This is a genomic window from Streptomyces sp. NPDC024698 (assembly GCF_055559015.1).
The window spans coordinates 511,189-536,007 of the sequence record NZ_JBVHLK010000002.1; the positions used below are offsets into that span (position 1 = coordinate 511,189).

The 24,819-nt window shown below is 72.0% G+C and carries 20 protein-coding genes; 5 read left to right on the top strand and 15 right to left on the bottom strand.

Annotated elements, in window-relative coordinates:
* Positions 1-37: 37 nt before the first annotated feature.
* Entirely contained in the window at positions 38-580 is a 543-nt protein-coding gene (locus ACZ4AA_RS06740; protein ID WP_467596519.1) for a carboxymuconolactone decarboxylase family protein, read from the top strand.
* Positions 577-1,329, top strand: a complete 753-nt coding sequence (locus ACZ4AA_RS06745) for an isocitrate lyase/PEP mutase family protein (RefSeq protein ID WP_467596522.1) — start codon at positions 577-579, stop codon at positions 1,327-1,329. The genes ACZ4AA_RS06740 and ACZ4AA_RS06745 overlap by 4 nt, the downstream gene beginning before the upstream one ends.
* 24 nt (positions 1,330-1,353) lie before the next feature.
* On the opposite strand, the gene ACZ4AA_RS06750 is transcribed toward ACZ4AA_RS06745, so the two are convergent.
* The 10 genes from ACZ4AA_RS06750 to ACZ4AA_RS06795 all read right to left on the bottom strand — a co-directional run bounded on the left by ACZ4AA_RS06750 (position 1,354) and on the right by ACZ4AA_RS06795 (position 14,550).
* A complete protein-coding gene (locus tag ACZ4AA_RS06750) occupies positions 1,354-2,313 on the bottom strand; it encodes an ABC transporter substrate-binding protein (protein ID WP_467596526.1) in 960 nt (319 codons plus the stop codon).
* A gap of 1 nt (position 2,314) precedes the next feature.
* Positions 2,315-4,264, bottom strand: a complete 1,950-nt coding sequence (locus tag ACZ4AA_RS06755) for an ABC transporter permease (RefSeq protein WP_467596530.1) — start codon at positions 4,262-4,264, stop codon at positions 2,315-2,317.
* The gene (locus ACZ4AA_RS06760) at positions 4,264-5,400 is read right to left on the bottom strand and encodes a quaternary amine ABC transporter ATP-binding protein (protein WP_467596533.1); all 1,137 of its coding nucleotides are present in this window, start codon (positions 5,398-5,400) and stop codon (positions 4,264-4,266) included. Before ACZ4AA_RS06760 ends, ACZ4AA_RS06755 begins: the two co-directional genes overlap by 1 nt.
* Complete coding sequence (locus tag ACZ4AA_RS06765) at positions 5,397-6,929, bottom strand: GMC family oxidoreductase (RefSeq protein ID WP_467596536.1); 1,533 nt, start codon at positions 6,927-6,929, stop codon at positions 5,397-5,399. The genes ACZ4AA_RS06760 and ACZ4AA_RS06765 overlap by 4 nt, the downstream gene beginning before the upstream one ends.
* Before the next feature lie 54 nt (positions 6,930-6,983).
* Positions 6,984-8,495, bottom strand: a complete 1,512-nt coding sequence (locus ACZ4AA_RS06770; RefSeq protein WP_467596539.1) for an aldehyde dehydrogenase family protein — start codon at positions 8,493-8,495, stop codon at positions 6,984-6,986.
* A 249-nt stretch (positions 8,496-8,744) separates the two neighbouring features.
* On the bottom strand, positions 8,745-9,773 hold the full coding sequence (locus ACZ4AA_RS06775) for a hypothetical protein (RefSeq protein ID WP_467596542.1): 1,029 nt from the start codon (positions 9,771-9,773) through the stop codon (positions 8,745-8,747).
* Positions 9,774-10,094: 321 nt separating this feature from the next.
* The gene (locus ACZ4AA_RS06780) at positions 10,095-11,084 is read right to left on the bottom strand and encodes a malate dehydrogenase (RefSeq protein WP_467596545.1); all 990 of its coding nucleotides are present in this window, start codon (positions 11,082-11,084) and stop codon (positions 10,095-10,097) included.
* 704 nt (positions 11,085-11,788) lie between these two features.
* Positions 11,789-12,661: an XRE family transcriptional regulator gene (locus ACZ4AA_RS06785; protein WP_467596548.1), complete on the bottom strand. Its 873-nt coding sequence runs from the start codon at positions 12,659-12,661 to the stop codon at positions 11,789-11,791.
* Between the two features lie 340 nt (positions 12,662-13,001).
* Positions 13,002-13,451, bottom strand: coding sequence for a DUF3017 domain-containing protein (locus tag ACZ4AA_RS06790; RefSeq protein ID WP_467596551.1), 450 nt, complete (start codon positions 13,449-13,451; stop codon positions 13,002-13,004).
* 244 nt (positions 13,452-13,695) lie between these two features.
* Positions 13,696-14,550: a bifunctional methylenetetrahydrofolate dehydrogenase/methenyltetrahydrofolate cyclohydrolase gene (locus ACZ4AA_RS06795; RefSeq protein WP_081218974.1), complete on the bottom strand. Its 855-nt coding sequence runs from the start codon at positions 14,548-14,550 to the stop codon at positions 13,696-13,698.
* A 314-nt stretch (positions 14,551-14,864) separates the two neighbouring features.
* Here ACZ4AA_RS06795 and ACZ4AA_RS06800 point away from each other — a divergent pair, with 314 nt between their 5' ends.
* Positions 14,865-15,503, top strand: a complete 639-nt coding sequence (locus ACZ4AA_RS06800) for a hypothetical protein (RefSeq protein ID WP_467596557.1) — start codon at positions 14,865-14,867, stop codon at positions 15,501-15,503.
* 138 nt (positions 15,504-15,641) lie between these two features.
* Here the strand turns inward: ACZ4AA_RS06800 and purH are convergent, their stop codons facing one another.
* A complete protein-coding gene (gene purH, locus ACZ4AA_RS06805; protein WP_467596562.1) occupies positions 15,642-17,255 on the bottom strand; it encodes a bifunctional phosphoribosylaminoimidazolecarboxamide formyltransferase/IMP cyclohydrolase in 1,614 nt (537 codons plus the stop codon).
* On the bottom strand, positions 17,252-17,872 hold the full coding sequence (gene purN / locus ACZ4AA_RS06810; RefSeq protein ID WP_467596567.1) for a phosphoribosylglycinamide formyltransferase: 621 nt from the start codon (positions 17,870-17,872) through the stop codon (positions 17,252-17,254). The genes purH and purN overlap by 4 nt, the downstream gene beginning before the upstream one ends.
* Before the next feature lie 470 nt (positions 17,873-18,342).
* On the opposite strand from purN, the gene ACZ4AA_RS06815 reads away from it, so the two are divergent.
* Complete coding sequence (locus tag ACZ4AA_RS06815) at positions 18,343-19,212, top strand: hypothetical protein (protein ID WP_467596570.1); 870 nt, start codon at positions 18,343-18,345, stop codon at positions 19,210-19,212.
* A 46-nt stretch (positions 19,213-19,258) separates the two neighbouring features.
* On the opposite strand, the gene ACZ4AA_RS06820 is transcribed toward ACZ4AA_RS06815, so the two are convergent.
* A complete protein-coding gene (locus tag ACZ4AA_RS06820; protein WP_467596573.1) occupies positions 19,259-21,115 on the bottom strand; it encodes a cell division protein PerM in 1,857 nt (618 codons plus the stop codon).
* Positions 21,116-21,223: 108 nt separating this feature from the next.
* Here ACZ4AA_RS06820 and ACZ4AA_RS06825 point away from each other — a divergent pair, with 108 nt between their 5' ends.
* A complete protein-coding gene (locus ACZ4AA_RS06825; RefSeq protein WP_467597111.1) occupies positions 21,224-22,423 on the top strand; it encodes a helix-turn-helix domain-containing protein in 1,200 nt (399 codons plus the stop codon).
* A 110-nt stretch (positions 22,424-22,533) separates the two neighbouring features.
* Here ACZ4AA_RS06825 and sucD read toward each other — a convergent pair whose 3' ends face one another.
* Positions 22,534-23,418: a succinate--CoA ligase subunit alpha gene (sucD, locus tag ACZ4AA_RS06830; protein WP_329301294.1), complete on the bottom strand. Its 885-nt coding sequence runs from the start codon at positions 23,416-23,418 to the stop codon at positions 22,534-22,536.
* 21 nt (positions 23,419-23,439) lie between these two features.
* Positions 23,440-24,618 carry an ADP-forming succinate--CoA ligase subunit beta gene (gene sucC / locus ACZ4AA_RS06835; protein ID WP_081218968.1) on the bottom strand — a complete coding sequence of 393 codons (1,179 nt, stop codon included), beginning with the start codon at positions 24,616-24,618 and terminating at the stop codon, positions 23,440-23,442.
* Between the last annotated feature and the right edge of the window lie 201 nt (positions 24,619-24,819).

The window sequence follows — 24,819 nt, forward strand, 5'->3', positions numbered from 1 at the left end:
CATACTCCCGGGCTACTCCCCTCGTAGGGTCGATGGCATGACGACGCAGGACACGACCACACAGCACACCCCGACGACCCGGGACGCTCCCGCCGCGGGCGCGCCGTACGTGCCCGAGCACGCCCCCCGGCTGGCCTGGGCCGAGCTCGCCCCCGACGTCTACAAGGCGATGGTCAGGCTCGACGCGGCGGCCCGGCGCGGGGTGGACCCCACGCTCCTGGAACTGGTGAAGATCCGCGCCTCGCAGCTCAACCACTGCGCGTTCTGCCTGGACATGCACACCAAGGACGCGCTCGCGGCGGGCGAGAGCGTGGAGCGGATCATCCAGCTCGGCGCGTGGGAGGAGTCGCGGCACTTCTACACGGAGAAGGAGCTCGCGGCGATCGAGCTGACCGAGGCCGTCACCGTGATCACTGAAGGCTTCGTTCCGGACGAGGTGTACGAGCGCGCGGCCCGGCACTTCGAGGCGGCCGACCTGGCCCAGCTGATCGCCTCGATCACGGTGATCAACGCCTGGAACCGGTTCGCCGTGACGTGCCGCATGGTGCCGGGCCACTACCGGCCGGGCGGGCACAAGTGACGGCGCCGGGCGTGGGCGGGGAGCACGCGGCGGCGAGCGGCGCGGAGCGGTTCCGGGCGCTGCACCACGGGCGGATGCCGGGCGATCCGCTGGTGCTGCCGGGGCCCTGGGACGCCGCGAGCGCCCGGGTGTTCGCGGACGCGGGCTTCCCGGCGCTCGCCACGCCGAGCGCCGGGGTGGCCGCCTCGCTCGGGTACGAGGACGGGCGGACGCCCGCCGGTGAGATGTTCGCCGCGGTCGCGCGGATCGCCCGGGCGGTCGAGGTGCCGGTGTCGGCGGACGTCGAGGGCGGCTACGGGTTGGCGCCCCGGGAACTGGTGGAGCGGTTGCTGGAGGCGGGCGCCGTGGGCTGCAACCTGGAGGACTCCGAGGGCGGAGTCCTCCAGGACGCGGACCGGCACGCCGACTGGCTGGCCGAGGTGCGGAGCGAGGCGGCGGACCGGCTGTTCCTGAACGCCCGGGTCGACGTCTTCGCGTACGGCGACGGCGATCCCGGGCAGGCCGTCCGGCGGGCCGCGCTGTACGTCGCGGCGGGTGCCGACTGCGTGTACCCGATCGGGGCCCCGCCCGAGGCGCTTCCGCTGCTGCGGTCCGGCATCCGGGGGCCCTTGAACGCGTTCGCCGGGATCGACGGGGTGTCCCCGGCCGAACTGGGTGAACTGGGCGCCACCCGCGTCACGTTCGGCCCGGGCCTACAGCGCCGGGCGGCCGAGGCACTGGCGGACGTCGCGGCGAAGCTCAGATCCTAGGCCGGGTCCGGAGCGGTGTTCGGGTCACGACGGCAGCCACGCCTTCCAGGTCGACCGGTGGCGCTCCACCCACTTCCTCGCCGCCTCCTGGGGGGTCAGCTTGTCGTTGGCGATCATCAGGGAGACCTCGTTCTGGTCCCCGGTGGTCCACCTGAACTTCTTGAGGAACGCGGCCGCCTTGCCGCCGGTCCTCGCGAAGTCGGCGTTGAGGTACTTCTTGAGCGGGGTTTGCGGGTAGGCGCAGGCGACCTTCGCGGCGTCGGCGTCACAGCCCTCCTTGTAGGCGGGCAGCCTCACCTCGGTCATGGGGACCTTCTCGAACAGCCACTGCGGGGAGTACCAGTACGTGAGGAAGGGCTTCTTCTCCTTCGCGAACTGCTTCATCTGCGTGATCTGCGCGGCTTCCGAACCGGCGAACACGACCTGGTAGTTCAGCTTCAGGTTGTTCACCAGCGCCTTGTCGTTGGTGACGTACGACGGGGAGCCGTCGAGGAGCTGTCCCTTGCCGCCGCTCTCCGGGGTGCGGAGCCGGTCGGCGTACTTGTTCAGGTTCTTCCAGTTCGTCACGTCGGGATGCTGTCGCGCGAAGTACGTGGGGACGTACCAGCCGATGTGGCCGGTCACGCCCAGGTCCCCGCCGGGCGCGATCGTCTTCTTGTCCTCGACGTACCGCTTCTCCTGGTCGGGGTGGCCCCAGTCCTCCAGGATGGCGTCGACACGGCCCTGGCTGAGGGCGTCCCAGGCGGGCACCTCGTCGACCTGCACGGTGTCGACGCGATAGCCCATCTCGTGGGCGAGGAGGTACTGCGCCACCGCCACGTTGGACTGCGCGCCGACCCACGACTGCACGGACAGGGTCACCGTCCTGGCGCCCCGGGCGTTCGCGAAGGGCGAGGCCTGCTTGGTCATGTCGGCGGCGCCGCAGCCGGTGAGCAGCAGCAGGGCCGAGGCTCCGGCCACCGCGGATGTCGTACGAAGTCGCATGTCAGGCTCCCTTCTTCGCGCGGCGCCCGGTCGGCTGGGTCACCCGGTCGAGCATCAGTCCGAGGCAGACGATCGCGGCGCCCGCGACCAGCCCGGTCGCCAGGTCGCCCTGGGCCAGGCCGAACACGACGTCGTAACCGAGCGCGCCACCGCCGACCAGGCCGCCGATGATGACCACGGCGAGGACCAGGACGACACCCTGGTTGACGGCCAGCAGCAGTGCGGGCCGCGCCAACGGGAGCTGGACCTGGCGCAGTTGCTGCCCGGGGGTCGCGCCGAGGGAGCGGGCCGACTCCAGTGCGGCGGGGTCGACGGCCCGCAGCCCCTGGGTGGTGATGCGGACGACGGCGGGCAGCGCGTAGACCACGGCCGCGGCGACGGCGGGGGCGCGGCCGACACCGAACAGCGCGACCACGGGGATGAGATAGACGAACTGCGGCATGGTCTGGAAGACGTCGAGCACGGGCCGGAGCAGACGCTCGAAGCGTTCGCTGCGCGCGGCGGCGATCCCGGTGGCGAAGCCGAGCACCAGGGTCACGGCGACCGCCGCGAGCACCTGGGAGAGCGTGTCCAGGGACGGCTTCCACGCGCCCAGGACACCGATCGCGGCCATGGCGAGGACGGCGGTGAGGGCGGTGCGCCAGGTGCCGATCAGCCAGGCCAGGGCGGCGACGGCCAGCAGGACGGCCCACCAGGGCAGCCACTGGAGTCCGTCCCGGAGCGGGTCGAGGACCCAGGTGGTGAAGTGGCCCGCCCAGTCGGCGGTGCCGCCGATGTACGGGACGCCCGAGTACAGATGCCCGGTCATCCAGTCGACGGCGCTGTTCACCGGCTCGGCGATGTTCACCACCCAGGCGTCGGGCCAGTCAGTGCCGCCCGTGAGCCGGCCGGTGAGGGCGAGGGCCACGACGGCGACGGCGGCGAGCGCCGAGTACAGCCGGGGCGGGTTCCCGCGGGCCGCTCCGATCCGTTCCCCGGCGGCGGCCGTGACCCGGTCGAGGACGACGGCGAGGAGCACGATCGGGATGCCGGCGGAGAGGGCGGCGCCCACGTCCACGGAGGCGAGGGCCTGGTAGACACGGTCGCCGAGGCCGCCGGCGCCGATCACGGAGGCGATGACGGCCATGGACAGCGCCATCATGATCGTCTGGTTGAGGCCGAGGAGGAGTTCCTTGCGGGCCAGCGGGAGGCGGGCGGTGAACAGGCGCTGGCGGGCGGTGGCACCGAGGGAGGCGACGGCCTCCATCACCCCCTCGTCGGCGTCGCGCAGGCCGAGCGCGGTGAGACGGGCCATGGGCGGGGCGGCGTAGACGACGGTGGCGAGCACGGCCGCGGGGACGCCGATGCCGAAGACCAGCACGACGGGCAGCAGATACGCGAACGCCGGAAGCACCTGCATGGTGTCGAGGACGGGGCGCAGCGCGCGGTGGGTGCGCTCGGAGAGCCCGGCGGCGAGGCCGAGTAGCAGGCCCAGCACGACGGAGGCGAGCACGGCGACCGTCATGACCGCGAGGGTCTGCATGGTGGGCACCCACATGCCGAGCAGTCCGCAGACGAGGAACGCGGCCCCCGCGCCGAGGGCCTGGCGCACTCCGGCGGCCCGCCAGGCCACCAGCGCGGCCAGGCCGGTGACTCCGGCCCAGCCGGCCGCGAGGAGCAGCAGATAGACGGCGCGGACGGACAGGACGACGGCGTTGCTGACGTAGCCGAAGAAGTACAGGAACAGCGGGTGGCTGTCGCGGTTGTCGATGATCCAGTCGCCGGCCCGGCCGAGCGGTCCGGTCAGGTCGACGGTCAGGGCGTGCGGCCAGCTGCCGCCGGACCAGCGGGCCTCGGCGAGCGGTACGAGCACCGCGGCGACGACGGCGAGCAGCGCGAGCTTGCCGACGGCCGGGTGCCGCAGTCGGCCGGGCAGGACCGTACGGGGAGCGGATGCGGTGACAGCTGCCATCACGCCGCCTCCCCGATCGCGTCCGGGCCCGCGACGACCTGGAGCAGCCGCTCCTGGTCGACGACACCGAGGCAGCGGCCTTCGTGGACGACGCAGGCGGCGCGGCCGGTGCGGGCGACGGCCTTGATCGCGTCGGCGACCACGGTGTCGGGGGCGAGGGCGCCGGGGTGCTCCGGGCCGCCGCAGTCCCCGGGCCGCATGGCCGTGCGGACCGTCATGACCTGCTCGCGGGGCACGTCCCGGACGAACTCGCGGACGTAGGCGTCGGCCGGGGAGCCGACGATCTCCTCCGGGGTGCCGAGCTGGACGATCCGGCCGTCGCGCATCAGGGCGATGCGGTCGCCGAGACGCAGGGCCTCGGTCAGGTCGTGGGTGATGAAGACCATCGTGCGACCCTCCTCGCGGTGCAGCCGCACGACCTCCTCCTGCATGTCGCGCCGGATCATCGGGTCGAGCGCGCTGAACGGCTCGTCGAAGAGCAGGACCTCGGGGTCGACGGCGAGCGCGCGGGCCAGTCCGACGCGCTGCTGCTGACCGCCGGAGAGTTCCGCGGGCCTGCGCTGTTCCAGGCCCTCAAGGCCGACCTTGGCCACGACCTCGGCGGCCCGCTTCCGGCGTTCCTCGCGCGGGACGCCCTGGATCTCCAGGCCGTAGGCCACGTTGTCGAGGACCGTGCGGTGCGGCAGCAGGCCGAAGTGCTGGAAGACCATGGCGGCACGGTGGCGGCGCAGTTCACGCAGCCGTCCCTTGTCCATCGCGAGGACGTCCTCGCCGTCGATCGCGAGGCTGCCCGAGGTGGGTTCGATCAGCCGGGTGAGGCAGCGTACGAGGGTGGACTTGCCGGAACCGGACAGGCCCATGACGACGAAGACCTCGCCCTTGCGTACATCGAAGCCGACGTCACGGACGGCGGCGGTGCAGCCGGTGGCCTCGCGCAGCGCGGCGGCGTCCAGGGAGGCGAGTTCGGGATCGCCGGGGACGCGGTCGGCCTTCGGACCGAACACCTTCCACAGACCGCGTACGGAGAAGACGGTGCCGGGGGCGGTGCTCTCGGCGGTCGTGGGCACGGCGTTCCCGGCGCTCCGGGTGTTCTCGGTGCTCCGGATGTTCTCGGTGTTCTCGGTAGGTGTGTTCATCGGGCGTCACCGCCGATCAGGTCGGCCGCCTTCTCGCCGACCATGAGCACCCCGATCATCGGGTTCACCGCGGGCATGGCCGGGAACACGGAGGCGTCGGCGATCCTGATGCCGTCGAGACCGTGGACCCTCAACTCGGGGTCCACCACGGCGAGTTCGTCCATGACCTCACCCATCCGGCAGGTTCCCGCCGGGTGGTACACGGTGTGCGCGACCTGGCGTGCGTACGCGCTGAGTTCCTCGTCGCCGGTGACGTCGGGCCCCGGGCAGACCTCCCGCTTGAGCCAGCCGGCGAGCGGTTCGGCCGCGGCGATCTCACGGGCGATCCTGATGCCGTCGACGAGGGTACGGCCGTCGTAGTCGTCCTCGTCCGTGAAGTACCGGAAGTCGAGGGCGGGTTTGACGGTCGGGTCGGCGCTGGTGAGGTAGAGGCGGCCGCGGCTGCGCGGTTTGGGGATGTTGGGGGTCATCGAGACGCCGTGCGCGGGCCGTTCGTAGCCGATGCGCTCCGGATTGTCCGTGAAGGGGATCTGGTAGAAGTGGAACATCAGGTCGGGGCCCGCCTGTCCGGGGTCTCGGCGCACGAAGAGTCCCGCGTCGGAGTCCATCGCGGAGTTCTCCGGGATCGGTCCGTGCGTCTCCCAGACGATCACCGACTCGGGGTGGTCGAGCAGGTTCTCGCCGACGCCCGGCAGATCGTGCACGACGGGGATGTCCAGCTCCTCCAGGTCACCGGCGGGTCCGATGCCGGAGTGCAGCAGCAGGCGGGGCGAGTCGACGGCGCCCGCGCACAGCAGGACCTCGCGGCGCGCGTGGACGAGCACCTCCTCGTCGTCCTTCGTGCGGACGTGCACGCCGGTGACCCGCTTCGCGTCGAGTTCCAGCTTGTACGCCCAGGTCTCCAGCAGGAGTGTCAGATTGGGCCGCTCGTCCATCACGGGGTGCAGATACGCCACCGAGGCACTCGACCTCTTGTTGTCATCGGGGTGGTAGGCGAGGTCGAAGAAGCCGGCGCCCTCGGTGAAGGGCTGCCGGTTGAAGCCCTCGACCAGCGGCACGTCGAGGGCGGACCGGGCGGCGTCCACGAAGTCTCTCGCGATGGCGTTGCGGTCCTTCTCGTCGACGGGGACGATGTTGTTCAGGAGCCGCGTGAAGTACGCCTCCATCCCCGCCGCGCCCCAGCCCTTGGCGCCGGCCGCCTCCCACTCGTCCCAGTCGGACGGCAGGGGCTTGAACGCGATCAGGGTGTTGTGCGACGAGCAGCCGCCGAGCACCCGGGCGCGGCTGTGCCGGATGTGCGAGTTGCCGCGCGGCTGTTCGGTGGTCGGGTAGTCGTAGTCGAGCTCACCACCGAGCAGGCCCATCCAGCGGCGCAGGGTGAGGACGTCCTCGCGTCCCACGTCGCTGGGGCCGCCCTCGATGACGGCGACGCTGACATCCGGGTTCTCGGTGAGGCGGGAGGCGATCACGGAGCCCGCGGTGCCGCCGCCGATGACGACGTAGTCGTACGTGTTCTCGTGCTGGGACATGAAGGGGTGCTCCAGAAGTCCTGGGAAGGTGGGGAGTTCGCCGGTCGGCGGGAGTCAGCCGGCGAACCAGCGGACGGGCTTCGGCGCGAGGTTCTGGTAGACGTGCTTGCTCTCGCGGTACTCGGCGAGCCCGGCGGGGCCGAGTTCGCGTCCGACGCCGCTGCGTCCGAAGCCGCCCCACTCCGCCTGCGGGAGATAGGGGTGGAAGTCGTTGATCCAGACGGTGCCGTGGCGCAGCCGCCCCGCGACCCGGCGGGCGCGGCCGGCGTCGGCGGTCCAGACGGCGCCCGCGAGGCCGTACTCGGTGTCGTTGCCGAGCGCGACGGCCTCGTCCTCGGTGGCGAACGTCTCGACGGTCAGGACGGGTCCGAAGACCTCCTCGCGGACGACCCGCATCCCGCGGTGGCACTGGTCGAGCACGGTCGGCTCGTAGAAGTACCCGGTGGCGGGCCGGACTTCGGACGGCTCGGGCCGCCTGCCGCCGGCCCGCAGCACCGCTCCCTCGGCGAGCGCTGAGGCGACGTACTCCTCGGTCTTCGCGCGCTGTCCCTCGGAGACCAGCGGTCCGCACTCGACGCCGTCCTCGGTGCCGCGGCCGAGGCGGATCGCGCCCGCCCTGCGGGCGAGTTCGGCGACGAAGCGCTCGCGCACCGACTCCTCGACGATGAGCCGGGAACCGGCCGAGCACACCTGACCGCTGTGGATGAAGGCGGCGTTGAGCGCCTGGTCGACGGCGGTGTCGAAGCCCTCCGCGGTGGCGCAGGCGTCGGCGAAGACGATGTTGGGGTTCTTGCCGCCGAGTTCGAGCGCGACCTTCTTGACCGTGTCGGCGGCGGCGCGCGCCACCTTCGTCCCGCTGGCCAGGCCACCGGTGAAGGAGACGAGGTCGACGTCGGGGTGCTCGGCGAGGCGGGCGCCGACGGTGTGTCCGGGGCCGGTGACGAGACCCGCGACCCCCTCGGGCAGGCCCGCCTCGGCCAGCAGCCGGAGCAGGGCGACGGTCGTCATCGGGGTGATCTCGCTCGGCTTGACCACGAAGGTGTTGCCGGCGGCGAGGGCCGGGGCGATCTTCCAACTGGCTTGGAGCAGAGGGTAGTTCCAGGGGGTGATCAGGGCGCACACACCGACGGGTTCGTGCACGACCACGCTGTGGACGTCGGCCGATCCGGCGTCGACGACGCGGCCGCCGCCCTCTCCCACCACGAGGTCGGCGAAGTAGCGGAAGGCGTCGGCGACACAGTCGATGTCGACGCGCCCCTCCTCCGCCGTCTTGCCCGCGTCACGGCTTTCGAGCAGCCCGAGCGTCTCGCGGTCACGGACCAGGAGATCGGCCACGCGGCGCAGCAGGGCGGCGCGTTCGGCGACGGGGGTGTGCGGCCAGGGGCCCTCGTCGAAGGCGCGGCGCGCGGCGGCGACCGCGAGGTCCGCGTCCTTCTCGTCACCCTCGGCGACCACGGCGAACGGCTCGGCATCGGCGGGGTCGAGGATCTCGCGTGTCGCTCCGGAGAGCGCAGGGCGCCACTCGCCGCCCACGTGGATGGTCTGTTCTGCCTGCTGTCCTGCCATGGTCGGTGTTGCCTTCCGTTCCTGTTCGATCCCCCTGCGTCACGGTGGTTTCGCCCCCGTGAGCTGTGAGCACCTGCCCTTCGGCCCCCGCCGCATGCGCGATCGGGCGTCCGAAGTGCTCCGGGTCACTGAAAAATCCCACGAAAAGGGACAGGAACGGGCGCCCTGAAGTGACATGCGTACGCGGCGCACCGGTTCGAGAGAGGCGGCTGCCCGTCAACGGATGGCAGCCGCCGCGTCGAGCGGGTCTCAGGTGGGGTTCGCGCAGGCGTACCCGCTCGGGCAGAAGGAGTTCACGGCCGTCGTGAGCTGCTCGGTCATGTCCGTGCCCGGCGGGCTGCTGGCGACGATGGCGTACGGCGTACCGTCGGCGGCCTGGAACCGGTGGTCGATGTTCTGGGTGGGCCCGGTCTGCTTGCTGTCGTAGCGGTAGCTGAACTCCGTCCAGTCGCTGCCGCTGCGCCGGTCCAGGTACTGGTAGTCCTGGGCGCCCTCCGCGATGGACTGGGCCTGCGCCGAGGACTCCGCCACGGAGTCCTCCTTGATCTCGAAGACCAGGAGGCTGCGGTCACCGCCGGGTGCCGTGTACGTGACGACGGGCGCCAGCTTGCCCTGCTTCTCCTGACGCGACCAGCCGGACGGCACGTCCACGGTGTAGCCGACCGGATCGACCGAGCGGCTGTACCCGGGAGCGGGCGCCGGTGCGGTGCTCACGGCCGGAGCGGTGTACGTGCCCTCGCCGCCGGAGACGTTCGAGTTCTCCGGCGTGACGCCGGGCTGTGGAGTCGTGACGCCGACCGAGGGACCGGAGGAGTGCGCCTGCGGATGGCGCGCCGAGCCACCCCGGGTCACCGCCCACAGTCCCCCGCCCACGCCGCCCGCGAGGACGGCCACGGCCACGATCACCAGAAGCAGTTTCCGCGCGTCACCGGAACCCGGCGGCCGGCCACCGTTCCCGGGCGGCATCACCCCGCCGGGCCAGGTCTGCGGCTGCTGCGACTGCTGGTGCGACCAGGCGGCCTGGGCCTGCTGCTGCGCCTGGGCCCACTGCTGTTGCTGCTGCTGTTGCGGAGGAAGCGGTGGCTGTTGCGGCGTGAAGCCCGCGGGCGGGAAGGCGTCGGGTCGCGGCGGACCCGTCTGCGTGGCCGCCGCCCACCACTGCTGGTCCCCGGCCGGCGGCGCTCCGCCGGCGTCCGCACCGTCCTGGACCCCGCCGTCCGCCGGGCCCGTACCGTCGTCGACCCACTGCCGACGGTCCGCGTCCCATCGTTGCGCCATGCCGCCCCCGCTCCCCGTCGGCCCCACCCGACGGCCCGATCCCGGCGTGTTGTCCGCCGTACCCTGCCGCGCCCAGCCCCCCGGCGGACCGCACCTCACGACCATAGTGAGGTTTTCGCCATCGGCACCCCTCTTTATGGCGACAAAGCACATACGTTCGGCGCGTACTTTCCCTACGCCCAATGACCCCCGAACACACGGATGCCCGGGTGGTTGATCACCACCCGGGCATCACGGGTACCGCCGCGGAACGAACGCCGCCGAGTCGGGCCGGCCGGACAGCAGTCCGGCTCGGTCCGGCTCAGCCCGGTTCGCGCCGGATCAGATCAGGCCGAGGGCGCGAACCGCCTCGCGCTCCTCCTCGAGCTCCTTGACGGAGGCGTCGATGCGGGTGCGGGAGAACTCGTTGATGTCCAGGCCCTGGACGATCTCGTACCGGCCGTCCTTCGTGGTGACGGGGAAGGAGGAGATGAGGCCCTCCGGCACACCGTACGAACCGTCCGACGGGATGCCCATGGAGGTCCAGTCGCCCTCGGCGGTGCCGTTGACCCACGTGTGGACGTGGTCGATGGCGGCGTTGGCGGCCGAGGCGGCCGAGGACGCGCCACGGGCCTCGATGATCGCCGCACCGCGCTTGGCGACGGTCGGGATGAACTCCTCCGCCAGCCACTTCTCGTCGCCCACGACCTCGGCGGCGTTCTTGCCGTCGACCGAGGCGTGGAAGATGTCGGGGTACTGGGTGGCGGAGTGGTTGCCCCAGATGGTCAGACGCTTGATGTCGGCGACCGTGGTGCCCGTCTTCTTCGCGAGCTGGGTCAGCGCGCGGTTGTGGTCCAGACGGGTCATCGCGGTGAAGCGCTCGGCGGGTACGTCCGGAGCGGCGGCCTGGGCGATCAGCGCGTTCGTGTTCGCCGGGTTGCCGACGACCAGGATCTTGACGTCGTCGGCGGCGTTGTCGTTGATCGCCTTGCCCTGCGGCTTGAAGATGCCGCCGTTGGCCGAGAGCAGGTCACCGCGCTCCATCCCCTTGGTGCGGGGGCGGGCGCCGACGAGCAGACCGACGTTGGTGCCGTCGAAGGCGACGTTCGGGTCGTCCGTGATGTCGATGCCCTGAAGCAGCGGGAAGGCGCAGTCGTCGAGCTCCATGGCGGTGCCCTCGGCGGCCTTCAGCGCCGGCGTGATCTCCAGCAGGCGCAGCTTGACCGGCACGTCCGCGCCGAGCAACTGGCCGGAGGCGATGCGGAAGAGCAGGGCGTAACCGATCTGGCCGGCCGCGCCGGTGACGGTGACGTTCACGGGAGTGCGAGTCATGGCGTTCTCCGTATGACAGCTGGCGGTGGGGCGTCCCTGCCCCGGGTGCAGGATCGTCCCCTGCAACCACCGCAATGATCGATCAAAGGTCCCGATGATCGATCTCTCGGCGTCAAGAGAGATCCGCCGTCAGGCTATCGCGCATCCGGGACGCCGGACGTCAGGGTGCGTGTGGCCCACCCCACAGATGTCCCGGGATGACCCGGGGTTGGCGGTCGCCGGGCTCGGGAGAGGGTGAACTCGGCGACCGCCAAAGGGGGGTACCGGGGGCTCGCGGGAAGGAATCTCCCTCCTTCCCGACAGCACCGGATCCCGTGGGGGTACGAGGCCCCTGCCCCCTCGGAACCAACTCAACCCCCCAAACCGGAAGTTTCCTCCACCCCTGCCCACAACCTCCTTCTCGCCCCCTCCGCCCCTACCCGACCCGACCCCGGGGCCCCCGCCACCGCACCCCCGCTCCTCAATCGCCGGAGGGGCTGAAAATCACGCACACGAGGGGCTGAAACTTCCCCTGGCCGGGGCCGAAATATGGGCCGGTCACCACGATGCACCCGCAGCCGGAATACGGCGCGAGGGGACGTGCCGGTACATCGATGCCCGTCGCCACCGACGCCCACTCCTCACCGACGGCGACGGGCTGATGCACCGGCACGGCCCCGACCCACCCACCCACCGGACCGAAGCCGCACCCGCGAACGAACCCACTACGAGGTGCACTCCCGTCGCCCCGAACTCGGCACCAGACAAGCCTTCACGGAGCCGGCGTCCTTCACGGCGACCATCGGTGTGTACGTGTACACGTCCGTGCCCGCGACAGCCGTCCGCGTCCCGGCGGAACCCGGCGCCGACACCTCGACCCGGTCCCCCACCCCCGCCCGCGCGACCCGGGCCCAGGCGACCCCGCACGTCGCGCTGTACCGCACCTCCACCAGCGCGGCCCCCACCGTCACACTGGTGGTCGTCGTGGCCAGCCTGCCACTACAGCCCATGGTCTCCGGGTCCTTCCCGGCGCACGAGGCTCCGCCGCACTTCACCCCGGGCGGCAGCTCGGGCCGAGCGCTCACGGAGGCCGCCGACGCCTTCGGCACACCGCCGGAAGCCGCCTTCTCCCCGCCGCCGGTGAATCGGACGACGGCCACGACGACGACCAGAACCCCCGCAGCACCCGCGAGGATCACGGTCCAGAGCCGCCTCCGCCGAGCGGAGCCCCCCGCACCGGCCCCCGCAGGCCGCGCGTCCCGCGGCTCCGGCGCGGCCCGCGCCCTGGACATCCGCATCGCCTCCATCGCCGAGTCGCGGCGCACCTCCGACCGGCTCCAGGCACGCTCGGCCAACTCCCACATCGTCGCCAGATGCACGGGACTGGCCCCGGTCACCTCCGCGAGCGCGACGACCGCCCCCTTGGGCGCGAGCAGCCCGCCGTTCAGATAACGCTCCCAGGACGTCCTGGCGTAGCCCGTGCGGTCGGCCACGGCCGCGAGGTCCAGCCCGCTCCGGTCGACGAGCAGGCGCAACTGGCCGACGAACTCCGTCACCCGCGGATCGAGTTCATCCGGCAGAGCCTTCCAACGCGGCATTCCCTCCCCCTACCTCCCCTGACACATGCCCCATGGGGCAGAAGATCAAGTATCGCAATGACCCTGCCGCGAGGCGGAGTTGGGCCGGTTCCTGTCATAGGGCGCGCACACCGTGCCGGAATGGTCACTTCCGTGCCACAGGGGACCGCGGGCTGTTGAACGGCACGTTCGCGTGCACAAGGGTTGACCCCGGGCGGAACGCTCGCCCGATCGCGGCCCGTCCTTGACTCGGGGGAGAGGATGGGCCGCCGTCGTTTGCCGGACCCGCACGCGTGGCCGGGGAGACGACAGGGCCCGCCCTCCCGGAAGGAGAGGGCGGGCCCTGGGAGCCGTCCGCCGGTCAGCGAACCGTGAAGTGCAGGGTGTCGTCGAGGAACGGGATCTCCAGCCACGGGCTGGGCTGCGCCATCAGCGCGAGCACCACGATGGCGATGCCCAGGACGCTGTAGGTGAGCATGTCCGTGAAGCGGGAGCGGACCGCGAGCATGCCGACGCTGGGCAGCATCCATCGCATCACCGCACCCGCGAGCAGCGCCACGCCGATCAGGATCGTCCCGACGCGGAACGCGTCGAGCGCGGTGAGCAGGAGCCCGAGCGCGACGGTGGACAGCACGGTGAGGATGGGCCACTGGCGCGCGGGCGCCGGGGCGTCCCGGGGCGCGGCCCGGCCGCCGCCCTCGGGCCGTGCCGTGTCCCGCGTGAACAGCGGGAAGCGCCGCGTGGTGCGGCGCGGGTTCCCCTGGGCGTCGGGCGCGCTGATCGCGTCCCGCACAGTGGTCTCGGCCTCCACCTCGGCCTCGGCCCCAGACCCGGACTTGGACTTGGCCTCAGACCTGACCCCAGACCCAGACTTGGCCCCGGCCTCGGACTTGGCCCCGGACCCAGGCCCAGCCTCTGACTTGGTCCCAGCCTCTGACCTGGCCCCGGCCCCGCCCGCAGCCGCGATCACAGCCTCAGCCCCGGACTCGGGCTCGACCCCGGCCCCGGCCCCGGAAACTGCTTCAGCGCCGGCACCGGACGCGTGCGTCTTCCCGTCAGCCGACACTGCGTTCCGCCGCTTCCACCACGTTGACGAGCAGCTGGGCCCGGGTCATCGGGCCGACACCGCCGGGGTTCGGGGAGATCCAGGCGGCGACCTCGGCGACGTCCGGGTGGACGTCACCGACGATCTTGCCCTCGGCGCTGCGCGAGACGCCGACGTCGAGGACGGCGGCGCCCGGCTTCACGTCCTCGGCCCGGATGAGGTGCGCGGAACCGGCGGCGGCGACGATGATGTCGGCGCGCTTGAGGTGCGCGGAGAGGTCACGGGTGCCGGTGTGGCACTGGGTGACCGTCGCGTTCTCGCTGCGCCGCGTCAGCAGCAGCGGCATCGGGCGCCCGATGGTCACACCGCGGCCGACGACCACGACCTCGGCACCCTTGATCTCCACGCCGTAGCGGCGCAGGAGCGTGAGGACACCGTTGGGGGTGCAGGGCAGCGGGGCGGGCTCGTTGAGGACGAGGCGCCCGAGGTTCATCGGGTGCAGGCCGTCCGCGTCCTTGTCCGGGTCCATCAGTTCCAGGATGCGGTTCTCGTCGATGCCCTTGGGGAGCGGCAGCTGGACGATGTAGCCGGTGCAGGCAGGGTCCTCGTTCAGCTCGCGGACCACCGCCTCGATCTCTTCCTGCGTGGCGGTGGCGGGCAGTTCGCGCTGGATGGAGGCGATGCCGACCTGGGCGCAGTCGCGGTGCTTGCCCGCTACGTACTTCTGGCTTCCGGGGTCGTCCCCGACCAGGACCGTCCCGAGGCCGGGCGTGACGCCCTTCTCCTTCAGGGCCGCCACGCGGACGGTCAGGTCGGACTTGATCGCGGCTGCGGTGGCCTTGCCATCGAGAATCTGGGCGGTCATGCCCCCCATCCTCCCGGATGACGCGGCCCAGGTTCCAATCCGGGGCCGCGGCAGCCCCGTAAGCGCCCGCTCAGCGGTGTCCGAACGGCCTCCCGGCGGCTCCCGGCCGACCGATTCGCCCGTATCCAGCCATGATCACTCATGTTGCACTTGGACAACACATACCGAATGGCGCTGGACAAGTAAGAGTCTGCTAAAGAACGATGAGCACATACAGTGCCGCGGGCAGTACCGGGGGGACGGACCGCTCTGTAGAAATTCCTCCGAACCGTGCCGCGCGTAGTCCCCGCACCAGGCAACGGAGGAAACCCGCCATGAGTTTCGGCGACCCGAACAACCCCTACGGCCCGCCGCCGCAGCAGCCTCCCGTCGCGCCGCCGGCCGCTCCTCCCGGGTACGGGTACCCGCAGGCGCCGCCCAGCGTGCCCCCGCAGGGCTACGGCTATCCGCAGCAGCCGGCCTACCCCGGCTACCCGGGCGGCAACATGATGCCGCAGACCATGCCGGGTCTGATGATGACCGCGCGCGTGCTGCTCTTCATCGTGGCGGGCGTCCAGGTCCTGATCGGCATCTTCGCCATCTTCGGCGCGGCCACCATCAACGACGCCTCCAACGCCGGTGAGGACACCTTCGGCAACAACGGCCTGTCCGACATCGGCCACGACTCCGCGGGCATCATCTTCGTGATCGCGCTGCTCTTCCTCGCCCTCGCGGGCCTGTCGATCACGCTGGGCGTCAAGTTCAGCAGAGGCGGCCAGGGGATCCGGATCACCACCATGGTGTACGGCATCATCGGCTCCCTGTTCGGCGTCCTCGGCCTGATCAACGCGTCGAACGTCAACTCCTCGGCGGCGCTCGTGTTCGCGCTGCTGTGGATCGGCTTCGGCGGTGTGATGGCGGCGGCGATGATCGCGCCGTCGGGCTCCGCGTGGTTCAACCGCCCCCGTTACTGAACGCTCCGGTACGCACCGAGGGCCGTGTCCCACCCCTTGCCGGGGTGGGACACGGCCCTCGCGTCGTCTACGGGATCAGCCCGATCGGCGGGATCAGCCCGATCGCCGTGACCGACGTGACCGACCCGATCGACGTGATCAGTGGAAGAAGTGCCGCGTGCCGGTGAAGTACATCGTGACGCCGGCCTTCTTCGCGGCCTCCACGACCAGCTCGTCGCGGACCGAACCACCGGGCTGGACCACGGCCTTGACGCCCGCGTCGGCGAGGATCTCCAGGCCGTCGGGGAACGGGAAGAACGCGTCCGAGGCGGCGTAGGAGCCGCGGGCGCGCTCGGCGCCTGCCCGCTCGACCGCGAGCTTCGCGGAGTCGACCCGGTTGACCTGGCCCATGCCGACGCCGACCGAGGCGCCGTCCTTGGCGAGCAGGATCGCGTTGGACTTCACCGCGCGGCAGGCGCGCCAGGCGAAGGCCAGCTCGTCGAGCTCGCCCTCGCTCAGGGCGTCACCGGTCGCGAGCGTCCAGCTCGCCGGGTTGTCGCCGGGGGCCTGGAGCCGGTCGGTGACCTGGAGCAGCGCGCCGCCGTCGACGGGCTTGATCTCGACGGGGTCGGCCGGGGCGTTGTGGGCCCGCAGCACACGGATGTTCTTCTTCTTGGCGAGGGCTTCGAGGGCGCCGTCCTCGTACTCGGGCGCCACGATGACCTCGGTGAAGATCTCCGCGACCTGCTCGGCCATCTCCTTGGTGACCGGGCGGTTGACCGCGATCACACCGCCGAACGCGGACAGCGGGTCGCAGGCGTGCGCCTTGCGGTGCGCCTCGGCGACGTTCGAGGCGACCGCGATCCCGCACGGGTTGGCGTGCTTGATGATCGCGACGCAGGGGTCCTCGTGGTCGTACGCGGCACGGCGCGCGGCGTCCGTGTCCGTGTAGTTGTTGTACGACATCTCCTTGCCGTGCAGCTGCTCCGCCTCGGCGAGGCCGCCCGTGCCCGAGGTGTAGAGAGCCGCGGGCTGGTGCGGGTTCTCGCCGTAGCGCAGGGTGTGAGCGCGCTGCCAGGTGGCACCGAGGAAGTCGGGGAACTGCCCCGCGTCGGAGCCGCCGTCGGCCGCGGCGTCGACCGGCGCGTACGAGGACGCGAACCAGGAGGCGACGGCGACGTCGTATGCGGCCGTGTGCTGGAAGGCCTCGGCGGCGAGCCGCTTGCGGGTGTGCAGGTCGAAGCCGCCCCCCTGCGCGGCGGCGAGGACGTCGCCGTAGCGGCCGGGGCTGGTGACGACGGCGACGGAGGGGTGGTTCTTGGCCGCCGCGCGGACCATCGAGGGACCGCCGATGTCGATCTGCTCGACGCACTCGTCGGGGGTGGCCCCGGACGCGACCGTCTCCCGGAACGGGTAGAGGTTGACGACGACGAGGTCGAACGGCTCGACTCCGAGCTCGGCGAGCTGCTGCCGGTGGCTCTCCAGACGCAGGTCGGCGAGGATGCCGGCGTGGACCTTGGGGTGCAGGGTCTTGACGCGGCCGTCCAGGCACTCGGGGAAGCCGGTCAGCTCCTCCACCTTGGTGACGGGCACGCCGGCCGCGGCGATCCGCGCGGCGGTGGAACCGGTGGAGACGAGCTCGACACCGGCCGCGTGCAGCCCGCGGGCCAGCTCCTCGAGTCCGGTCTTGTCGTACACGCTGACGAGCGCGCGCCGGATGACCCGCTTGGTGCCCTCGGTGCTCTCGGCCGTGACTGTGCTGTCGGCGGTCACTGGATAACTACCTTTCGTCCCTCAATGCGATAGCCGTTGCGGGCGAGCCGCCCCACGACATCGACGAGCAGTCTTCGCTCGACTTCCTTGATGCGCTCGTGCAGAGCGCTCTCGTCGTCCTCGTTGCGGACCTCGACCACGCCCTGGGCGATGATCGGGCCGGTGTCGACGCCGTCGTCGACGAAGTGGACGGTGCAGCCGGTGACCCGGACTCCGTACGCGAGCGCGTCACGGACTCCGTGGGCGCCGGGAAAACTGGGCAGCAACGCGGGATGGGTGTTGACGAACCGTCCGCCGAACCGGGCGAGGAATTCCTTCCCCACGATCTTCATGAACCCGGCGGACACGACGAGGTCGGGCTCGTACGCGGCGGTCGCCTCGGCGAGCGCCCGGTCCCAAGCGTCCCGGCCGGCGTGGTCCTTGACCTTGCACACGAAGGTCGGGAGCCCGGCCCGCTCGGCCCGCGCGAGCCCCTCGATGCCGTCCCGGTCGGCGCCGACGGCCACGATCTCGGCACCGTAGGCCGCCGGGCCCGCCTCCGCGACGGCGTCGATCAGTGCCTTCAGATTCGTACCTGATCCGGAGACCAGCACGACGAGGCGCTTGGCCTTGGCCACGACGGGGCCCTTTCTCGGGGGAGCGTTTGTACGGTCGTACGAATGCTTCGCGCCCCGGGATACGGGGAAGTCTACGAAGCGGCCGACCGTCAGCAACGATACCGGCACACCGGGCGGCCCCCACGGGACGGGGGCGAGGCCGGAAGGTAGCGTCTGGGGAGGATCCACCCGGGAACGCCTCCGGCACGGGGAACGCCCTGTGCGCGCGGGACGTTGATCCGGGACGGGGACGAACGTCCGGGGCACGGCCCCGGCACCACCTGCGGCACGGGCCCCGGAGACCTCCGGAGCGCGTGTCCGGGGGCACGAAGCTCGGGACGCGAGTCCGGAGTGCGAAGCTCGGGGCGTCCGTCCGGGGCGGACCGGCCGAGGCGTCAGCCCGGGAGGACCGGCCCGGGGGCGCGTCACGAGCGGCCAGACCGTGTGGACATACCGCCTGCCAGAACCACCAAGGGGAAGACGCTCACCTGATGCCGGACCGCAGTCTCCGACTCCCTCCGCTCCTGCTGCGCGAGCGGCGCTCTTCGTCCACCCCGCCGAGGCCGGAAGGGGAAGGCCCCACGGGCGGGCCCGGTTCCGCGAGCGGTGAGGGCGGCTCGGCGGGAGGAAGCGGCGGCCCCTCGGACGAGCGCGGCTCCGACGCGCCCGGCACTCCCCCGTCCGGCCCGGAGTCTGCCTCCGGCCAGGACGACAACCCGTTCGCGCCGCCGCCGGAGGGAACACCCGACCGGCCCTGGCAGCCGCGCCGGCCAGGAGCGGGCTCCGGCGGGAGCGGCGGGGACGGACAGCAGGACCCGGGGCACTCCCCCTGGGGAAGCCAGTGGAGCGACCGGCAGCCCGGACCCTCCAGCGGCGGCGGTTTCGGCGACCGGCCGGGCTCGCAGCAGCAGGGACGGAGCGGTCCCGAGGGCCCCGGCGGCACCCCCGGTGGCGGTATGCGCTGGGACCCGAAGGACCCGGCCCAGCGCCGCGCCCGGTACGCGTTGCTCTCCGGCATGTGGGCATTCTTCTTCGTCCTCTTCGGCTGGCCGTACGTGGCGTTGCTGCTCGGCGCGCTCGCCCTGTACTGGGGCGGCAGCGCGCTGCGTTCCAAGGGGCGCACGCCGGACCCGGACGCCCCCGCGCCCGATCCGAACCTGCGCCCGCAGATGACGGCCGCGGTGAGCGGGATCGTCACCGCCTCGCTGGCCATCGTGCTGGTCGCCGGGGTCTTCACCGCGCACCTCGTCTACAGCGACTACTACTCCTGCGCGGACGACGCCCTGACGAACGCCGCGAAGCAGTCCTGCAACGACCTTCTCCCGAAGGATCTGCGCGGGCTGCTGGGCAGCCGGAACTGACACCCGCCTCCCGCCCGGCTCCGCCGCCGGACGGGAGGCACCGCGGTCAGCGGGGGGAACCGCCGCCCACCGCGTCCGGGCCGTCCCGGTGTTCCGCGTCGTGCGGATTCCCCTCGTCCGGCGCGTCCTCCGGGCGTTCCGCGTCCCGGTCGTGCGACTCCGGCTCCTTCCGGCCTTCAGGACCCGTCGGACCCTCCGGCCCGGACTCGGGGGACCCGCTCGCCTTCCGCAGGGTCTCCCGGCGGGTCTCCTTCGACAGGTCCCCGTACCAGGCGCCCGGCGCGGCCTCCCCCGGCAGCAGGTCGTACGGCTCGAACGGGTCGTAGGAGTCGTCGGGGTCGTAGGCCTCGTACGGGTCGAAACTCTCGACGACGGACTCCAGCACCGTGGGGTCGACCCGGCCGGAAGCCGGCCGCGCGCCCTGGAGCGGAACCGGCGTCGGCACCGCGGAGATGCCCCCGCGCCACGGCAGCCGGACGCGCGGCCGGAGCCGCGCCGTCCATCCGGTCCCGCGCCCGAACCGGCGGGCACCCGGGCGCCCGGCAGTCGCGCGACCCCGGTCCCTCCACTCGGCCGCACCCACCGCGACGGGAATCCCGACGACCGCCGTCCACACCGCCGTCGCGGGCCCCACCTGCCACCACACCGGCCCGAAATGGGTCAGGGTGCGGACCCCCAGCGGCCCTCCGGCCAGCCCGGCGAGCACCCCGAGCGCGACACCGCACCATGCGGCGGCGATCGAGACGGCGACCACCGTCCGCCGGAGCGGCCAGGGCTCCGCGCGGCCCGGCGTTCCCTGCGCGGCGCCCGCCTTCACCGCGGACCACGCCACCGTGACACCGGCGGCCAGCGGCACGAGCGCGCTCAGCCAGGCGGAGGGCGCGTCCGAACCCGCTCGCGGCAGGGCGGCGAGCAGCGGAAACGCGGGGAGCAGATCGGTCGGCGCGTGCTCCGCCGGAATCGCCGCGGTCAGCGGTCCGGCGACATGCCCCGCGCTCAGGACGACGCCGGGCCCGAGTCCGTACGCGGCCCCCCACACGGCCGCGTTCGGCACCAGGACCAGACACAGCAGCAGTACGGCGAACCGGCCCGACCACACCCCGGTGAGCTGGACGAACGCGGTGCGCGCCGTGTCCCCGTGCCACACGAGCGAGGCCACCACGAGCAGGGCCCCGCCTCCGACGAGGACCGCGACCCCGGCCGCGGCGGCCCGTGCGGCGCCGCCGAGCATCCGGTCGTCGGCGGCGAGACGGCGTACGGCCGAGACCGCGGGACGCCCTTCGGGCAGTCGCCCGCCGGGAAGCGGAAGCGCCTTCGCGGCCCGCTTCCCCGGGAACGGTCCCGGCGTCCATGGGCGCCCGTTCGCCGTCCAGACCCCCGCTCCCGCGGCGATCACCGTGAGGAGCGGCAGACAGACCGCGGCCCAGGCCCAGGAGGGGCGCAGTGTCCCGCCCGAGGCGTACAGCGCCGCGGCCCAGGCCACGGACAGATAGCCGGCCACGACACCGGCCCACGCCGTGCCCGGCGACGACCGCGCCGTGGCGTCGGCCGCCTCCCGGGCGGCCCGGTGCAGCAGCCACACCGGCAGGGCGAGCAGGAGGAGCGGTGTCACCCCGACCGGCATGGGCAGGCCTGACAGGGTGTCGGTGCGGATCAGCTCCACGCCGTGCGCGAGCAGCCAGAGCGCCGCGGCGACATGCAGCGCGCCGCCCGGACCGCTGTCCGGAAACGGCGAGCTGATCCAGAGCACCATGACGAGGACGGCGAGCGAGGCGAGCCCGAGCCCCGCAGCGAGGGCGCCGCCCAGGACGCTCGCGGCCAGTCCGGGTGACCGGTCACGCATCCGGGTGAGCAGGTGCGACAACGGGAGCCTGCGGTGGGTGATTTGAGTCACGCCCCTCATGCTCCCAACGACACGCGCTTTCTCGTCGTAACAGGCGAACCCTGGATGTGTCGCTCAATATGCAGTTATGTACTTTTTCGTACGAAGGGGCCTTCTGTGGAATCCGATCTGACACAGAGCCCCGCCACCCCGCTGCCGGCGCCCAAGGAGCGCCGCCGTCTGCGCGAGAACCGGTCCCTGTCCCAGGCCGACATGGCGACCCGGCTCGGCGTCAGCCGGGCGACGGTCCGCTCGTGGGAGACCGGCCGTTCGGCCCCGCGCGGCCGGATGCGGGAGGCGTACACGAGGCTGCTCCTGGCCGATCCCGCCTCCGCCCCGGCGGAGGTGAACACCCCTCAGGAGGAGACCGGCACCGAGCCGGTGGGGGCCGCCGCTGTCCGCGGGGAGCCAGACGCGAGGGTAGAGAAACGTTCCGCCCGAGCCGGGGCGCGGTCCGCGCTGCACCCCGCCGAGGACCGTCTCGCCGAGGAGCGCGTCACCGATGACGGGCTCTCCGGGCTCCGCGAACCGTCACTGACGCCCGCTCAGGCCTTCGACGCGCTCTACGCGTTCTGCGCCCCCGCCCTCGTACGACAGGCCTATCTGCTGACCGGGCGGCGCGAACTGGCCCGCGAGTCCGTGGAGCGGGCCTTCCAGCAGGCCTGGTACCGCTGGCCCGAGGTGGCCGTGGACCGGGACCCGGCCGGATGGGTGCGCGCGACGGCGTACGAGTACGCGCTCTCCCCCTGGCACCGGCTGCGCCCCCGCTACCGCCACCCGGAGGCACCGCCCGCCGGCGCCGCCGACCGCGCCCTGCTGGACGCGCTCCTCGAACTGCCGCCCGTGTACCGGCGCACGCTCGTCCTCTACGACGGTGTGGGACTCGGGCTGCCGGAGACCGCGGCCGAGACGGAGGCGAGCACGCCCGCGGCGGCCAACCGGGTGCTGCACGCGCGCGAGGCCGTCGCCACGAAGCTGCCGGAACTGGCGTCGCCCGAGGACCTGCACTGGCGGCTCGCCGAACTCGCGAGCGCGGAGCGGCTGCGCGCGGCGAAGCCCCGTACGGTCCGCTGGTACGGCGAACGCCGGGCCCAGCAGTGGACCCGGGCCGCGATCGCCTTCACCGTCCTGCTGATCGGGGTGACCCTCGTGACGCTGGGCACGGCCCCGGACCACTACGAGGAGCCCCTCGCGCCACCGGAGACCGTCCACGGTCTGCCGCCCCGCGGCGCCCCCGGGCCGCTCTCCGCGGCGCAGCTGAAGCTTCGCGCCCGGCTGAGGTCCCAGGAGATGAACGGCCCGGAGCGGCTGATCCCGGACAACCGCTGAGGTCAGCGGCACTGAGGGCCGGTGACCCGGAACCCCGGTGACGCCGAACGCCGGTGGGCCCGCACCCCTCGAAAGGGTGCGGGCCCACCGGCGTTCGGTCGGGCGCGTGCTCAGCCGGCGAGGATCTCGCGCGCCAGCTTGGCCGTCTCGGTCGGGGTCTTGCCGACCTTGACGCCCGCGGCCTCGAGGGCCTCCTTCTTCGCGGCGGCCGTGCCGGAGGAACCGGAGACGATGGCGCCGGCGTGGCCCATGGTCTTGCCCTCGGGCGCGGTGAAGCCGGCGACGTAGCCGACGACCGGCTTCGTCACGTTCTTCGCGATGAAGTCCGCCGCACGCTCCTCGGCGTCGCCGCCGATCTCGCCGATCATGACGATCAGGTCGGTGTCGGGGTCGGCCTCGAACGCGGCGAGCGCGTCGATGTGCGTCGTGCCGATGACCGGGTCGCCACCGATGCCGACGGCGGACGAGAAGCCGATGTCACGGAGCTCGTACATCATCTGGTACGTCAGCGTGCCGGACTTCGAGACCAGGCCGATGCGGCCCGGCTTCGTGATGTCGCCCGGGATGATGCCGGCGTTGGACTGGCCCGGGGTGATGAGACCGGGGCAGTTCGGGCCGATGATGCGGGTCTTGTTGCCCTTCGACTTCGCGTACGCCCAGAAGGCGGCGGAGTCGTGGACGGCGATGCCCTCGGTGATGACGACCGCGAGGGGGATCTCCGCGTCGATCGCCTCGACCACGGCGGCCTTGGCGAAGGCCGGCGGCACGAAGAGGACGGACACGTTGGCACCCGTCTTCTCGATCGCCTCGGCGACCGTGCCGAAGACGGGGATCTCGTTGCCGTCGATGTCGACGGAGGTGCCCGCCTTGCGCGGGTTCACGCCACCGACGATGTTCGTCCCGTCCGCGAGCATGAGCTTGGTGTGCTTCATACCCGTGGCACCGGTCATGCCCTGGACGATGACCTTGGAGTCCTTGTTGAGGAAAATAGCCATGGCTGTTTAGTCCCTCGTCCCTTACTTCGCAGCCGCGAGCTCGGCGGCCTTGTCGGCCGCGCCGTCCATGGTGTCCACGCGCTGGACCAGCGGGTGGTTGGCGTCCGACAGGATCTTGCGACCCAGCTCGGCGTTGTTGCCGTCGAGACGCACGACCAGCGGCTTGGTCACGGCCTCGCCCTTGTCGGCGAGCAGCTGGAGCGCCTGGACGATGCCGTTGGCGACCTCGTCACAGGCGGTGATGCCACCGAAGACGTTGACGAAGACGGACTTGACGTCCGGGTCGCCCAGGATGATCTCCAGGCCGTTCGCCATGACCGCGGCGGAGGCGCCGCCGCCGATGTCGAGGAAGTTGGCGGGCTTGACGCCGCCGTGGTTCTCACCGGCGTACGCGACGACGTCGAGGGTGCTCATGACGAGACCCGCGCCGTTGCCGATGATGCCGACCTCACCGTCGAGCTTGACGTAGTTGAGGTTCTTGGCCTTGGCGGCGGCCTCGAGGGGGTTGGCGGCCGCGTGGTCGACCAGCGCCTCGTGGTCGGGCTGACGGAACTCGGCGTTCTCGTCCAGCGACACCTTGCCGTCAAGGGCGATGACCTTGCCGGAGGCGACCTTGGCGAGGGGGTTCACCTCGACGAGGAGGGCGTCCTCCTTGATGAAGGTGTCCCACAGCGTCACCAGGATCTCGGCCACCTGCTCGGCGACCTCGGCCGGGAACTTCGCCTGGGCGGCGATCTCGCGGGCCTTCTCGATCGAGACGCCCTCGTTGGCGTCGACCGGCACCTTGGCCAGGGCCTCGGGGTTCTCCTCCGCGACGACCTCGATCTCCACGCCGCCCTGAACGGACGCCATGGCGAGGAAGGTGCGGTTCGTGCGGTCGAGGAGGTACGAGACGTAGTACTCCTCGACGATCTCGGGCGCGGTCTCGGCGATCATCACCTTGTTGACCGTGTGGCCCTTGATGTCCATGCCGAGGATGTCCGTCGCGCGGGCGACGGCCTCGTCCGGGGTGGCGGCGAGCTTGACGCCACCGGCCTTTCCTCGGCCACCGACCTTCACCTGGGCCTTGACGACGGACTTGCCGCCAAGACGCTCGGTCGCCTCGCGGGCTGCCTCAGGCGTGTCAATGACTTCACCGGCCAGCACCGGTACACCGTGCTTGGCGAAGAGGTCCCTCGCCTGGTACTCGAACAGGTCCACGCGCGTCCGTCCCTATCAGTGATCTCGCGGTTCGTTGGATGCGTGGGCGTGCCGCGAAGGGCAACGTGACGTCCGCTGTCACAAGGGTGGCGCACACGATGTCCGAGCGCGCGGCATGTCCGTCTCGCAGGTTATCGCCGAGGGGCACGGGACCCTAAATCGCAGCTCACACCACAGCGGTGATACCTGTCACAGAACGGG

Bases quoted from the DNA above. Each gene is read 5' to 3' on its own strand.
- ACZ4AA_RS06765 (WP_467596536.1), bottom strand. From the start codon at position 6,929: ATGTCCCAGCACGAGAACACGTACGACTACGTCGTCATCGGCGGCGGC.
- ACZ4AA_RS06795 (WP_081218974.1), bottom strand. From the start codon at position 14,550: ATGACCGCCCAGATTCTCGATGGCAAGGCCACCGCAGCCGCGATCAAG.
- ACZ4AA_RS06770 (WP_467596539.1), bottom strand. From the start codon at position 8,495: ATGGCAGGACAGCAGGCAGAACAGACCATCCACGTGGGCGGCGAGTGG.
- ACZ4AA_RS06820 (WP_467596573.1), bottom strand. From the start codon at position 21,115: ATGAGGGGCGTGACTCAAATCACCCACCGCAGGCTCCCGTTGTCGCAC.
- ACZ4AA_RS06815 (WP_467596570.1), top strand. From the start codon at position 18,343: ATGCCGGACCGCAGTCTCCGACTCCCTCCGCTCCTGCTGCGCGAGCGG.
- ACZ4AA_RS06780 (WP_467596545.1), bottom strand. From the start codon at position 11,084: ATGACTCGCACTCCCGTGAACGTCACCGTCACCGGCGCGGCCGGCCAG.
- ACZ4AA_RS06785 (WP_467596548.1), bottom strand. From the start codon at position 12,661: ATGCCGCGTTGGAAGGCTCTGCCGGATGAACTCGATCCGCGGGTGACG.
- ACZ4AA_RS06750 (WP_467596526.1), bottom strand. From the start codon at position 2,313: ATGCGACTTCGTACGACATCCGCGGTGGCCGGAGCCTCGGCCCTGCTG.
- ACZ4AA_RS06755 (WP_467596530.1), bottom strand. From the start codon at position 4,264: ATGGCAGCTGTCACCGCATCCGCTCCCCGTACGGTCCTGCCCGGCCGA.
- ACZ4AA_RS06800 (WP_467596557.1), top strand. From the start codon at position 14,865: ATGAGTTTCGGCGACCCGAACAACCCCTACGGCCCGCCGCCGCAGCAG.
- ACZ4AA_RS06740 (WP_467596519.1), top strand. From the start codon at position 38: ATGACGACGCAGGACACGACCACACAGCACACCCCGACGACCCGGGAC.
- ACZ4AA_RS06760 (WP_467596533.1), bottom strand. From the start codon at position 5,400: ATGAACACACCTACCGAGAACACCGAGAACATCCGGAGCACCGAGAAC.
- sucD (WP_329301294.1), bottom strand. From the start codon at position 23,418: ATGGCTATTTTCCTCAACAAGGACTCCAAGGTCATCGTCCAGGGCATG.
- ACZ4AA_RS06775 (WP_467596542.1), bottom strand. From the start codon at position 9,773: ATGGCGCAACGATGGGACGCGGACCGTCGGCAGTGGGTCGACGACGGT.